This is a genomic window from Streptomyces canus 299MFChir4.1 (assembly GCF_000383615.1).
Lineage (GTDB): Bacteria > Actinomycetota > Actinomycetes > Streptomycetales > Streptomycetaceae > Streptomyces > Streptomyces canus_C.
The window spans coordinates 301,791-314,414 of record NZ_KB911582.1; the positions used below are offsets into that span (position 1 = coordinate 301,791).

General features: G+C 72.0%; 13 protein-coding genes and 1 tRNA gene. 11 read left to right on the plus strand and 3 right to left on the minus strand.

Annotated elements, in window-relative coordinates; all coding sequences use genetic code 11:
* Positions 1-22: 22 nt before the first annotated feature.
* From H293_RS0101330 to H293_RS0101340, 3 genes are all read left to right on the plus strand, one after another.
* Positions 23-1,360, plus strand: a complete 1,338-nt coding sequence (locus H293_RS0101330) for an MFS transporter (RefSeq protein ID WP_028807444.1) — start codon at positions 23-25, stop codon at positions 1,358-1,360.
* 138 nt (positions 1,361-1,498) lie between these two features.
* The gene (locus H293_RS53615) at positions 1,499-1,969 is read left to right on the plus strand and encodes a hypothetical protein (RefSeq protein WP_020116084.1); all 471 of its coding nucleotides are present in this window, start codon (positions 1,499-1,501) and stop codon (positions 1,967-1,969) included.
* A gap of 101 nt (positions 1,970-2,070) precedes the next feature.
* Positions 2,071-2,409 carry a hypothetical protein gene (locus H293_RS0101340; protein WP_020116085.1) on the plus strand — a complete coding sequence of 113 codons (339 nt, stop codon included), beginning with the start codon at positions 2,071-2,073 and terminating at the stop codon, positions 2,407-2,409.
* A gap of 44 nt (positions 2,410-2,453) precedes the next feature.
* On the opposite strand, the gene H293_RS0101345 is transcribed toward H293_RS0101340, so the two are convergent.
* Positions 2,454-2,525: transfer RNA gene (locus tag H293_RS0101345), tRNA-Val, on the minus strand.
* A 211-nt stretch (positions 2,526-2,736) separates the two neighbouring features.
* On the opposite strand from H293_RS0101345, the gene H293_RS0101350 reads away from it, so the two are divergent.
* From H293_RS0101350 to H293_RS0101380, 7 genes are all read left to right on the plus strand, one after another.
* The gene (locus H293_RS0101350) at positions 2,737-3,507 is read left to right on the plus strand and encodes a DUF4097 family beta strand repeat-containing protein (RefSeq protein ID WP_020116086.1); all 771 of its coding nucleotides are present in this window, start codon (positions 2,737-2,739) and stop codon (positions 3,505-3,507) included.
* A gap of 79 nt (positions 3,508-3,586) precedes the next feature.
* The gene (locus H293_RS0101355) at positions 3,587-4,963 is read left to right on the plus strand and encodes a hypothetical protein (protein WP_020116087.1); all 1,377 of its coding nucleotides are present in this window, start codon (positions 3,587-3,589) and stop codon (positions 4,961-4,963) included.
* 135 nt (positions 4,964-5,098) lie between these two features.
* Positions 5,099-5,287: a hypothetical protein gene (locus H293_RS0101360; protein ID WP_020116088.1), complete on the plus strand. Its 189-nt coding sequence runs from the start codon at positions 5,099-5,101 to the stop codon at positions 5,285-5,287.
* A 13-nt stretch (positions 5,288-5,300) separates the two neighbouring features.
* Complete coding sequence (locus H293_RS0101365) at positions 5,301-6,014, plus strand: hypothetical protein (RefSeq protein WP_020116089.1); 714 nt, start codon at positions 5,301-5,303, stop codon at positions 6,012-6,014.
* The gene (locus tag H293_RS0101370) at positions 6,011-7,027 is read left to right on the plus strand and encodes a DUF6895 family protein (protein WP_020116090.1); all 1,017 of its coding nucleotides are present in this window, start codon (positions 6,011-6,013) and stop codon (positions 7,025-7,027) included. The genes H293_RS0101365 and H293_RS0101370 overlap by 4 nt, the downstream gene beginning before the upstream one ends.
* Entirely contained in the window at positions 7,024-7,944 is a 921-nt protein-coding gene (locus H293_RS0101375) for a DUF6895 family protein (RefSeq protein ID WP_020116091.1), read from the plus strand. Before H293_RS0101370 ends, H293_RS0101375 begins: the two co-directional genes overlap by 4 nt.
* Positions 7,941-9,044, plus strand: a complete 1,104-nt coding sequence (locus tag H293_RS0101380) for a serine hydrolase domain-containing protein (protein WP_020116092.1) — start codon at positions 7,941-7,943, stop codon at positions 9,042-9,044. The genes H293_RS0101375 and H293_RS0101380 overlap by 4 nt, the downstream gene beginning before the upstream one ends.
* Before the next feature lie 80 nt (positions 9,045-9,124).
* Here H293_RS0101380 and H293_RS0101385 read toward each other — a convergent pair whose 3' ends face one another.
* Together H293_RS0101385 and H293_RS0101390 are read right to left on the minus strand one after the other, a co-directional pair.
* A complete protein-coding gene (locus tag H293_RS0101385) occupies positions 9,125-10,489 on the minus strand; it encodes an alpha-lytic protease prodomain-containing protein (RefSeq protein ID WP_020116093.1) in 1,365 nt (454 codons plus the stop codon).
* Positions 10,490-10,649: 160 nt separating this feature from the next.
* The gene (locus tag H293_RS0101390) at positions 10,650-12,275 is read right to left on the minus strand and encodes an alkaline phosphatase D family protein (RefSeq protein ID WP_020116094.1); all 1,626 of its coding nucleotides are present in this window, start codon (positions 12,273-12,275) and stop codon (positions 10,650-10,652) included.
* A 105-nt stretch (positions 12,276-12,380) separates the two neighbouring features.
* Between H293_RS0101390 and H293_RS0101395 the strand changes: the two genes are divergently transcribed.
* Positions 12,381-12,599, plus strand: a complete 219-nt coding sequence (locus H293_RS0101395) for an FmdB family zinc ribbon protein (RefSeq protein WP_028807445.1) — start codon at positions 12,381-12,383, stop codon at positions 12,597-12,599.
* Positions 12,600-12,624: the final 25 nt, after the last annotated feature.

Sequence of the window (12,624 nt, forward strand, 5' to 3'; positions counted from 1 at the left end):
GGCTTTCGATCCGAGGATCCCCGTGCCGTCCTCCTCTTCCGCTGTACCCGATTCCGATCGATCCGATCGATCCGTCCCGTCGAGTCTGTGGCGGGACGGCGACTTCCGTAGCCTCTGGGTGGGCCAGACGGCCTCTCAACTCGGCGAACACACAAGGCTTTTGGTGCTGCCGCTCTTCGCCGTCCTGACCCTCGACGCCGGTGCCGGCGAGTTGGGCGCCCTGCGAGCGGTGGGGCAGGCGCCGATCCTGCTGCTCTCGCTCTTCGTCGGCGCGTGGGTGGACCGGTGGCGGACCCGTACGGTGATGGTGCTGTCGGACGTCGGCCGGGCCCTGGCCCTGGGCGCCGCCGCCCTGGCCGGGTTCCTCGGCCGGCTCGGTCTGCCCGCGCTGTTCGTGGTCGTCTTCGCCGTCGGCGTCCTGTCCGTGTTCTTCGACGTCGCCTACCAGTCGTCTCTCGTGCGGCTGGTGAAACGCGATCAGCTGGTGCGGGGCAACAGCGCGCTGGAGGGCAGCCGGTCCGCGGCGCAGATCGGCGGTCCCGCCCTCGGCGGGGCGCTGGTGTCATGGCTTTCGGCGTCGGTCGCCGCCGCCGTCGGCGCGGTCTTCTTCACGCTGTCGTTCCTGTCGATCCGACGGATCCGGCGGAGCGAAGCGGTCCCGGAACTCCCGGAACTCCCTGAACTCCCGGAGCGGCGGCCTGCTCGCACCGGACGACGCATTCTCGAGGGCCTGCGTTTCGTCGTCGGCGACGCCTCGCTGCGGACCGTGTGCCTGGCCTCGGCGGCCTTCCAGTTCTCCTTCGCCGCGCTGATGACCGTCCATCTGCTCTTCCTGCCGCGGGAACTGCATCTGTCGGGCACCGTCGTCGGGCTGTCGCTCGCGGCGACGGGGCCGGGCGCGCTCCTGGGATCGCTGCTCGCCGCCCGTCTGCCGGGCCGGTTCGGTCATGGTGCGGTGCTCGTGTCCGCGGCGGCACTCGGCGACGGCGCGTTCATATGGGTGCCCGCGCTGCACGGCTCCTCGGCGACGACGGTCGCCGCGCTCCTCGCGGTCGGCTTCGTGTTCGGGGCGGGCGGCCAACTGGTGAACGTCACGGTGATGGCCGTCCGGCAGGCGGTCACCCCGGACGGGATGCAGGGCCGCGCGGCCGCCACGATCACGTTCGTCGGCATGGGCCTGACCCCGCTCGGCTCCGTGCTCGGCGGATACCTCGCGCAGGAGTGGGGGTTGCGCACCAGCCTGCTGGTGACGGTCGCGGGCATGCTGCTGTCGCCGGTGGTGATGGCCCTGTCCCCGCTCGCCCGCCTGGGACGGACCCTTCCGGAACCCGCGGAACACGCCGGCCGGACGTCCGACTGATGTGTACGGGACCAGCCGGTCGCCGCCCGGTGCGATTGAGCGCTGCGGTTGGCCGCTCCGAGCGCCACGGCAGCCGCAGAGCGGCGATCACCATGACGATGGACCGTTCGGACGGGGGCCAGGTGGCAGGCTCGCTGCATGGCAGACGACATCGTGGGGAATCAGGTCGCCGACCTTCAGGCAGAGTGCGCAGAACAAGCCCGCAAGAACCGCTTCCGCCGGCGGTTCTGGCGGTTCGCCCACGCCGCGCTCGGACTGCCGGCCGCCGTGCTCGCCGGGATCTCGGGCGCAACGGGGCTCGCTTCAGCAGACGCCCGTGTCCCAGCGGCAGTACTGGCACTGGTCAGCGCGGGGCTGAGCGCCGCCATCGCCTTCCTGAAACCGGAGGTGCATCAGCAAGCGGCTCACGCACGCCGCAGGGCCTACCTGGCATTGGAGGTCGAGGCCCGCTTCGCACTGACCCAGGCGGCGTCCAGGGGAGAAGCCGTATCACTGTGCGTCTACCGAAGTCTGCTGGAGCGCCGAAGGATGATCATCGCGGGTCAGGTCGACGAGCTCGTGCAGCGGATCGCTGTGGGAAGCCCCACCGTGGCGGAGGCCGACGAATGAAGATGCTCGCACTGGCCAACTGGAGTGCCCGGTCACACCCGTTCGCATGAACCGCCTGAAGCCACTCGCCACCCAAAATCGAACAGGCGTAGCATTGTCTTGTGGCTGAGACCTATGACTTTCCGAGTGACCTCCTCGCCGGTCAGGAGGAGCTGCATCAGGTCCGGGCCGAGCTGTCGGCCCTGCTCAAGCGGCTCCCCTGGTCGGTCGCGCCGCTGGACGGCTTCAGCGACGACAACGGCTGGCGGAAGGTGGAGCGCCCCGCCTCCCCCGGCTGGACCCCCGACGAACAGGCCGAGGTGGAGAAGCTCCGGCAGCGTGAGCACGAACTCGCGGTCTTCGTCACCACCCACCGCTTCTGGAGGGAAGTGGAGACCCCGGACCGCGTCGACGCCCGGACCGAGCTGAAGCAAGCGTCCCGCAAGCAGGAAGCGGGCTGAACGACGAAGGACCCCGGCCGAGACGGCCGGGGTCCTTCGTGATGTGGGCGCGGACGGTTTCGAACCGCCGACATCCTGCTTGTAAGGCAGGCGCTCTACCCCTGAGCTACGCACCCGAGACGAGTCGACAGCCTACCTTGCCCGGGGCCCTGCCCTGCAAACCCTTACCCGCGGGACCGGCGCGATCAGGGTCGGTACGGGGGAAAACCCCACCCCCGATCCGGGAGCGGCCCGGATCCCCCGCCCGGGCCCCGGTCCCTAGGGTCGAAGCAAGGTCGCGGACTGCCCGCGCCCGCCCGCCCAGGGCTAGATCAGGGGGAGATCGACATGGTCCGTTCCGTTCCCGCACGTGCCGCCGCCGCGGCCGGGATCCTCGCGCTCGTCGTCGCGGGGGCCACCGCCTGCGGCGCCTCCGCCGGGGACGACAAGACCCCCGATCACGAGTCCTTCGCCCTCCAGGGCCGCACCCTGACCGTCGACTCCGACGACTCGGCGCTGGAGATCGTCGCCGCCGATGCGAACAAGGCGGGCACGATCGAGGTCACCCGCTGGTTCCAGGGGACCGTCGCCGTCGGCAAGGACCCCGAGGTGACCTGGTCGATGAAGGACGACCGGCTGGTGCTGCGGATGAAGTGCAGCGGTGTCGTGGCCGACTGCGCGGCCAAGCACCGCATCGAGGTGCCCCGGGACATCAGCGTGAAGGTCGTGGACGGCGACGGCAGCGTCCGGGCCCGGGGTTTCACCCGGCCGCTGAGCATCAGCACCGGTGACGGTTCCGTGCGGGTCACCGACTCCAGCGGGCCGCTGGAGCTGCGCACCGGCGACGGGTCGATGCGCGCCCAGGTCACCTCCCGCCGGGTCACCGCCCGTACCGGGGACGGCTCGCTCCACCTCGAACTGGGCGCTGTACCGGAGCGGGTGGAGACCCGCAGCGGCGACGGCTCCGTGACCGTCGAGCTGCCGAAGGCCACCTACCGCGTCGACACGAAGTCCGGTGACGGCGGGGTCGACGTGTCCGTGCCCCGCTCCGACTCCAGCGACCACTTCGTGTCCGCCCAGAGCGGAGACGGGAAGATCACAGTGCGAACCGCGAACTGACCGGCCCGTGTGTTCGTCCCTTACCGGTGGGAGAATGACACCGGGCACCGCCAGGACGAACACAGCACGGGAGAGGGATGTGACGGCGACACCATCGCAGTCGTACTCGTCGTCGTCGGTGCCGCGCGCACACCGCCGGGCGCTCAGGGACACCCTCACGCTCGTCGGTCTGCCCCTGCTCGCCGCCCTCGCGCTGCCGGCCGCGTTCGCCGGCGGCGGCACCCGGCGCTGGTTCGGCGGGCGCGCGGAGAGCCAGCGGGCCGAGGCACAGGCCGCGAAGGACGCCGCCGCGGCCGCGTTCTACGAACTGGACACCGCCCAGCGGGATCTGCGGATCTCGATAGAGACCATCACCGCGGTCGACGACTCCCCCGCCGCCCGGCGGGCGGTCGCCGACTTCCAGGCGATCAGCGGACGCATCGACGAGGCCAGCCGCCACTACATCGAGGCCGTGGACGCCCATGACCTCGACCGGGACGACCTGGAGGCCTCGGTCGCCGCACACGCACGTACCGAGCTCACCCGGGCCAAGGACGAGCTCGGCAACGTCAAGAAGGAGCTGGACCGGTTCGGCGACAGCCTAGGCCCGCTGCTCGACAAGGCCGAGACCCGGCTCGCCCGCCTCGCCCCGGCCGTGGAACGGGCCCGGCAGGGGCTGCTGGCCGCCTCCAACGCCCTTGACGCGGTACGGGAGTCGGGGCTGAAGGCGGACGACCTCGCCGCCCGGCTCGCCACCCTCGGACCCGAACTGACCAAGCTGAACCAGGGTGCCGGGCAGCACGGCGTGGCGCAGACCCTGGAGCGCGCCGAACTGGTCGCGCGGGAGGCCGAGTCGATCCGGGTCGAGGCCGAGCGACTGCCGGAGCGGGCCGCGGAGATCGACCACCGGCTGGTCTCCCTGCGCACCCGCGCCGAGGCCCTGACCACGCGCGCGGGCCAGGTCGACCCGGTCCTGAGCGAACTGCGCCGCCGGTTCACCGCCGCCTGCTGGCAGGACCTCCAACACGTGCCGGACCAGGCCGCGGAGAGCGTCCGGCAAGCCGAGCAGAAGCTCCGCGAGGCCCGCGTCGCCCGCGACGAACAGCGCTGGCCGGACGCCACCTCGCTGCTCTCCACGGTCCGCGCCCTGCTCAACACCACCGACGAGTCCGTGTCCGCCGCAGGCGACCGGCTGCGCCGGCTGAACGCCGTGCAGAAGGACCCCCAGCAGGAGATCGACCGCACCCGCTTCGCCCTGCGCGACGCCCAGCGCCTCGCCATGACCGGCCGCACCACCCCCGATCCACGGCACGCACGCCCCCTGGACGACTCGGTGGCCCGCCTGGACCGGGCGATCGCCACCCTGGAGGGCCGCCACCCCGACTACTGGCACTTCCTCACCGAGACGGAAGCGGTACGGCAGACGGTGGCCCGGGTGGTCGCGCAGATCCGTGAGGAGCGCGGCGGCGCGCACTAGAACTGCTCGTCAACTACTCGCGAGCAGGCAATTGAATCCCGCACGAACTAGACAAATCACCCTTTTTTGCATAGATCGCCCCAATGCGGTGACATGTACTGAGACCCGCAGATCTCTCGCAAAGGAGATGGTGGTATGTCCTCCACCGAATTCCAGCTCGAGGACCTCACCGAGGTTCCCGGCACCGACGTCGAAGCGGCTCTCGACCCCGTCGAGGCCGACGGGGTCTACCGCGACAGCCGCCAGTGCGCGGCGCTTGCTCTGACGTCCTCGTCGAGCAACCTCCTGCTGTCGCCTCCGACGCCACGGCCGAAGAAGGGCTGACGGGAGAATCCGAATGGAGCAGTCAGGCACTTCGACCCGTCTGGCGGGCGCGGTGCAGGGCCTCACGTCGGAACTGGTCTCCGCTCTTCGGAGCGGAGACCGCTTCCGACTCGCAGGCACGGTCGCCGAGGGGCAGGGCCCCGGGACGACCGCCGACCCGTCCCTCGCCGCCGTACGGGTGGTGGGCGCCGATGTCGTCCTGCCGAGCGTCCTGCTGCGCTGCCCGCCCCCCGCACCGGACGACCTCACCGTGTTCGGCAAAGCCGTGCACGCCTATCCGCCTCCCGTCCAAGCCGCTCCCACGTCGGTGTGGAGTTACTGGGCCATGAGGCGGGCGCTCCTGCGGCTGGACGCGTCCCTCGACGGCGCATGGGGCGATGACACCGAACCGGGGGCGGCCTGGCTCGACGACGCGCCATGGCAGTTCCTGACCCACCAACTCGCCGTGCTCGCCGCGCTCGCGCTGCCCGGCGAGGACTGCGCGGTGGCCCGTGCGGCACGCCGCCGTCCCCTCGACGTCGCCCGGGGATTCGTCCGGGCGGTCCGCCGCCGCGACTGGCTCCAGGCAGCCGGAGCGGGACGCTGGCTGGTCCTCCTGGACGACGTGCCGCGGACACTGGGCCTGGACACCGGGCTGGAGTTCGTGGCGCAGATGGGCGGCGAGGACGCCCGGGTGGCGCTCCAGGTCGAGGCCGCCCAACTGATGCGGACCGGAGTGCTGGTGTGACGGCGCCCGAGGCCGGGGTGCCCCCCGGGTTCCGGTCGACCCCAGGGGTCCGGGCGACGCACGAGATCCGGGACCTGGCCGAGGCCGCGTTGACCTGGGTGTCCGCCCACCGCCACGGATTCGCGCTCGGCGACGACGCGCTCGCCGAGCACGGCAACGTGAACACCACCTGGAAGCCCCTCGGGGAGCTGGCCCAGGTGTGCGTCTCAGTACGACGGCACACCGATCCTGCCGACCCGCTCCACGTGACGGCGTCCGACCTGCTGTCGTTCGCATGGCACCAGACCGGGCGTGGCGCCCTGTTCACGGAGTTGCAGCGCCTCGAACCCTTCGCGACCTATCCGCTGGAGGTGTACGCGGCCTTCGCGTCGGCCGGCCTGCGCCACGAAGGCTACGAGCGCGCCACCGCGACGGTGGCCCGCACCCGCGGCTGGCACGTGACGGAGCAGGAACCGAACCGGCGCATGAGTGTGCTCAACTCCGAGCGCCGCAGCGGCATCCCGGAGCACGGGGACATGGCGCGGGCGCTGGACCGCACCTGGCTCGCCGGCCTGCCTGAGCCGTGGACGTTCGAGCTGGCCGCCGGCTACACGCTGACCCATGTGATCTTCCATCTCACCGACTGGGGCCTGACCCCGCGGGCCGTGCCCCCGCCGGTCGCGGCCTACCTCCGGCACTGGCTCCCGCCCTGGCTCGACACCTGTCTGGAGGACGAGCAGTGGGACCTGAGCTGCGAACTGCTGGCCGTGGCGAGCAGCCTGCCCGGTCCGCCGGAGCGCGCCCTGCTCCAGGAAGCGTGGGCAAGGCTCTCGACGGCCCAGGACGACTCCGGCTTCGTCCCGGAGGTCGGCGGACCAGGCAGCCGTACGACCGCGCCCGCCTTCGTCGACTGCTACCACTCGACGCTGATGACGGCCTTCGCCGCCGTGCTGACCGTGAGCCGGCTGCGCGAGGCGGCCGAGGACGACGCGGAGGCGGACGCGGTGAGCGGCGGACAGGGAGTGCCGGGATGACCCACACACGCCTCATCCACCAGGTCGGGGTCGGCGCCCTGGAATGGCTGCACGCCCACCGCGACGGATTCCGGTTGGAGTTGGACGTCGACCCGGAGGTCGGCTTCCTGGAACGCTTCAAACCGGTCGGCGAACTGGCCCTGATCTGCAAGGTGTTGTTCCGCGAAGGCGTGGCCGGGTCCCGACAGGCCGCACTGGCACGGCAGTTGATCGACCACGCCTGGTGCCACACGCTGGACGGCGGCCGGATGCTGGTGCGCGGCCAGCACACCGAACCCATCTCGCCGATCCCCTTCGAGGTGTACCTGCCGTTCAAGGAGCTGGGCTACAGCAGCCCCGAGACCGAGCGGGCCTTCCGGCTCAACCAACGGCTGGACAGCTTCGCCGCCCTGGAGATGTCACCGGTCCGCCGCCTCGGCCTGTCCGCCTTCCAGCGCCGCTTCGGCCTGCCTCCCCGGCCGCCGGAAGCCGACCTCGTCGGCGCGACCTGGCTGGGGCGCGCACCCGAACCCTGGACGGTGGAGGGGCACATCGCCTACGACATCACCCACACCGTCTTCCATCTCACCGACTGGGGAGAGAAGCCCGAAGGTCTGCCGGCCGAGGTCGCCGACTACCTCGCGACCTGGCTTCCGGTCTGGCTGGACGACTGGCTCGACCTGCAACGCTGGGACCTGCTCGGAGAGCTGCTCGTCGTCGACGCCTGTCTGCCCCACCCCACGTTCGACGAGCGGGCCTGGGAGGGGTTCGCCGCCGCCCAGCAGCCGGACGGCGCGATGCCCGCCGTGCGCACCATGCCGCAGGGCGAGCCCGACGAGGTCTTCGACATCGTCTACCACCCGACGCTGGTCGCCGCCTTCGCCTCCGTACTGGCCACGTCCCGCGCCCTGACGCACCTGGTGCGCACCCCGTCATGACAGCCGGCGCACTCCCCTGGCCGGGCGGTCCGCTCGACCTCATCGACGTACTCCCGCCCGGCGTCCCGCAGGCGGAGGACGACGAGAGGGTACGGCGGCGGCTCGACGCGGCCGTCGCCGCCGTGGACGCGCCCGACGTCGTGTTCGCCCTGTCCCGGCACGGTCGCCGCACCGTGCGCACCGGAGGCACCGCACCTCCCCCGCCCGTGCCCCGCGAGCAGCTGCGCTACGAGATGGGTTCGGCCTCCAAGACGTTCACCGGACTGCTGCTGGCCCACCTGACCCACACGGGCCTGCTGTCCGCCGGCGAGCCGGCCGCCGCCCTGCTGGATCCCGCCCGGCGACCGGACCCGGCCCGGCGGCCCGGCGAGCACCCCGTCACCCTCGCCCACCTGATCACCCACACCTCCGGTCTGCCCGGCCTGCCCCCCGACTTCTTCGTCCGGGCGCTGCCGGAGTGGCGCACCAACCCCTACGCCCGCTATCCCGCCGAGCGCGTGGTCGACGCCTTCCTGCGCCATCGGAGGCACCGCAGGCCGGGCACCCGCTGGCACTACTCCAACTTCGGTGTCGCCGTCCTCGGCCACGCCCTGGCGGCGGCGACCGCCACCCCGTGGGACGAGCTGCTGACCGGTCAGGTGCTGGGCCCGCTCGGGCTGAGGGAGACCACCCTCCTCCCGGGCTCCCCGGACACCGAAGCCACCGGGCACCGCAAGGACGGCACGACGCCCGTGCCCCCGCTGACCGTCGGCGGCTTCCAGGCGGCCGGTGCCGTCCGGGCGACCCCGCACGACCTGCTCACGTTTCTGGAAGCGCATCTGGATCCCGCGGACCGGACCCTGACCGGAGCCCTGCGCGCGGTCCGCCGCCCGGTGCTACGGCGCGGGCTCGGGCACCGGCACGTGCACACGGTGGCCTGGTTCCGGCACCCCACGGAGCACGGTCCGATGTACTTCCACGGCGGGGCGACCCTCGGTCAGCAGGCCTTCCTGGGCTTCCGGCCGGACACCGGGACGGCGCTGGCCGCCATGTGCACCCGCCGCTTCCGCGTCCGCGACGCCTTCGTGCCGACCGCGTACGCGCTGCTGGCCGAGATGTAGCGGGGCGTCGGCGACTTCACGGCACGGCGCGGGGGCAGGGCCCGCAGACCCTGCCCCCGCGCCGCGCTGTCAGCCCGTCCTCAGACGCGCTGCCACAGGCCCGGAGCGAGGGCGGGCTGCCAGCCGGTCTGCGCCTGATGGGGCTGCAGGCACTCGTACGCGACGCCGTCGAGGGTCACCCGCTCCCCGACCTCGTACACCCGGCCCGCGGCCCAGGAACCCTCCTGGCCGTCCTCGGGGGCGGATGTGCCGCTCCCGCTCGTGCTGGTCTTCAACGTGAGGCCGTAGGTGCTGAGCACCGGGTTGATCGGCTGGTAGAAGGTCGTGCCGCCGCGCGTGCAGTCGCCGGAGCCCCCGGAGGTGACGCCCTGGGCCTGGACTCCCGAGATGTAGGAGCCGCCGGAGTCACCCGGCTCCGCGCACACCGTCGTACGGGTCACGCCGTCGACGGTGCCCTCGGCGTAGGTGACGCTGGTGTCGTGCTGCTGGATCATGCCGCAGTGCCAGCCCGTGGTGGAACCGGACCGGCACACCGCGGCGCCCACCAGGGCCTGCACCGAGCCGGCCGTCTGCACGTCCTGGCCGCCCTCGCCCTTGACGGCGGAGGTCGCGGTCCAGTCGCTGTTGACGCCCACCCACGACATGTCCTGCCCGGGGAAGACGGACGCCTCGAAGGTGCCCTGGGCGACCTGGTTGTACCCGGTGGTCTTCGATCCCGCCTGCCCGCAGTGGCCGGCTGTGGCGAACCCCTGCTGGTCGCCCTTGGTGACGCCGAAGCCCACGGAACAGCGGAACGTGTCGTCGATGTAGAAGGCGTCACCCCCCTTGATGTCGTAGAGGGCGCGCGGCTGGTCGGCCGACACCTTGACGTCCACGAGCGCGCTGTCGACGCCGGCGGCCTCGATGAGCGTGTCCGCGGCGGCGCGGCTCGTCGCCTGCAGCGTCACCCGGTTGGTCCGTACGTCGACGTACCGGACCGGCGTCTGGAGGCCCTTGCCGGTCACGGCACGGTCCAGCTTGGTCTTGGCCGCCTTCAGGTCCGCCAGCGGGGTGGCGACGACCACGGCCCGCGCGCCGCCGGCCTCGATGGCCGGGGTGTCCGCGACGTCGGTGCTCGCGACCGTCAGGGCGGCGGAGGTGGGGCCGTTCACCCACGCTCCCGCGAAGCGCTTGCCCAGCGCGTTCTGGAGCCGGCCGGCGCGCGTGCCCGCCTCGGCCTCGTTCACCAGGCGGGTCCTGGCCTGGGCCTCGGTCAGGCGCAGATCGCGCTCCATGGCCCGCAGGACCACGGGTGAGGGGCTGTTCGCGCCCAGCGTCTCGGCGGCGGAGGGTGCCGGCGTCGGCGCGGGGGGCTCGACGGCCGCGGCCGCGGGCAGCCCCGTGAGCACGAGTGCGCCGAGTACCGTCAATGCGGCACAGGCGGCTGAAGCGGATCTGTGGACCATCAGGCGTCTCCTCAGGTCGGGTACAAAACATCTCGAATGCCTAGGCTTTGCCGAAAACGACTCAAGGGATGTCCGTTTCCCGGTCGTTCCGCGCATCGGACGACAAGAGGGGGCCGCCCGGCGGAGCAGGTGATGCCGCCGGGCCGCCGCACCGGGTACGTCAGACAGGCTTGAGGCCGGGGTCGCCCGCCTCCGTCACGAAGGACGCGGCGGTCGAGACCGGCGCCCCCGGGGTCGTCACGGCGGACACGGTCCTGAAGTCGGCCCGCGCCTTCTGCCGGTCGAGGGTGACCCGCACATAGCCGCGCCGCCCGTCGTAGAACTTCAGATGCGGGTTGGCCTTGAGATACGTGTCCCACGTGGAGGGTTTCTCGGCGCCGTCCCGGCCGCTCGCGACCGACGTGGCGGTGAACTCCGTGCCGAGGGTCCGGGAGGCCGGGTCGTCGAAGTCGTCCTTGATGTCGAAGGCGTACGCGGCGTGCAGGTCCCCGGTCATCACCACCAGGTTCTCGACCCCGGCCGCTTTCGCGCCGTCGAGGATCCTGCGGCGCGAGGCCCGGTAGCCGTCCCAGGCGTCCATGGACATCTTGGGTGCCGCGGTGAGGTCGAGTTTGCGCTGCGAGAAGCAGACCTGTTGCGGCATCACGTTCCACAGGGCCTGCGAGGCGCGCCAGCCGTCGATCAGCCAGCTCTCCTGCGCCGCCCCGGTGATGGTGCGCGCCGGGTCGTCCTGCAGGGGGCCGCCGGAGTGCGTGGTGTCCGCGTACACCTGGTCGGCGCGGTACTGCCGGGTGTCGAGGACGTCGAACTGGGCGAGCGTGCCCCACTGGAGCCGGCGGTAGAGCCGGGCGTCGGGGCCGTTCGGCAGTTGTGCGGCGCGCAGCGGCTGGTTCTCCCAGTAGGCCCGGTAGGCGGCGGCGCGGCGCAGCAGGAAGTCCTCCGGCGGGTCGTCGTTCTCGCTGACGGCGCCCGCGTAGTTGTTCTCGACCTCGTGGTCGTCCCAGGTGACGACGAAGGGGTGCGCCGCGTGGACCGCCCTGAGGTCCGGGTCGCTCTTGTAGAGGGCGTAGCGCAGCCGGTAGTCCTCCAGGGTCATGGCCTCGCGGTTGAAGAGGTCGGGCAGCTTCCGGTCGGTGTAGGCGCGGTGGCCGCCCGCGGAGGTGACGGCGTACTCGTACAGGTAGTCGCCGAGGTGCAGGACCACGTCGACGTCGTCCTGGGAGAGGTGGCGGTGCGCCGTGTAGTAGCCGTCGAAGTAGGCCTGGCAGGAGACGGCGGCGTAGGAGAGGGACGCGGCGGCGGCCGTGGTGGCCGGTGCCGTGCGGGTACGGCCCGTCTCGCTGATCCAGGTGCCGGCCTTGAACCGGTAGTAGTAGACCCGGTCGGAATCGAGGCCGTCGACGTCGACGTGCAGGGTGTGGTGGTACTCCGGATAGGCGACGGCCGTACCACTGCGGACGGGGGTGCCGAAGCTCTTGTCGGAGGCCAGCTCCCACTGGACGACGACGGATTGCTGGGGCAGACCGCCGTCGGGCTGGAACGGGGCGGGGGCGAGCCGGGTCCACAGCAGCACGGAGTCGGGCAGCGGGTCCCCTGAGGCGACGCCGAGCGTGAACGGATCACTGCCGATGCGCGCCGCGTCGAGTTCGCGGGAGCCGGAGGCACCCCGGGCCGGCAGGTCGGCGCTGAACGCGAGGGCGGCGGCCGCCGCGGTGACCGTGAGAAACCGCCGTCGGCCCAAGTGCCGTGCGGCGGCGCGCAGTTCGGGGTGGTGTCGCGAAGCCAAGGGGGCTCCTCCCGCGGTTGATCGCCGGCAGAGAACCCCCGCATGCTAACCAGACAATGATCAGATTTCGGACATGCCTGTCGGAGCGCCGGTTAACCTGTGCTCATGCCTCGCTACGAATACCGCTGCCGGACCTGCGGCGACACCTTCGAACTCAGCCGCCCCATGGCCGAGTCCTCCGCCCCGGCCGACTGCCCGGCCGGCCACGACGACACCGTGAAGCTGCTGTCGACGGTGGCGGTGGGCGGCTCGGCGTCCGCTTCGGCGCCGGCCCCCCAGGCGGGCGGCGGCGGAGGATGCTGCGGCGGCGGTTGCTGCGGCTGACCGCCGTACGGACGCTTCTTCAGGC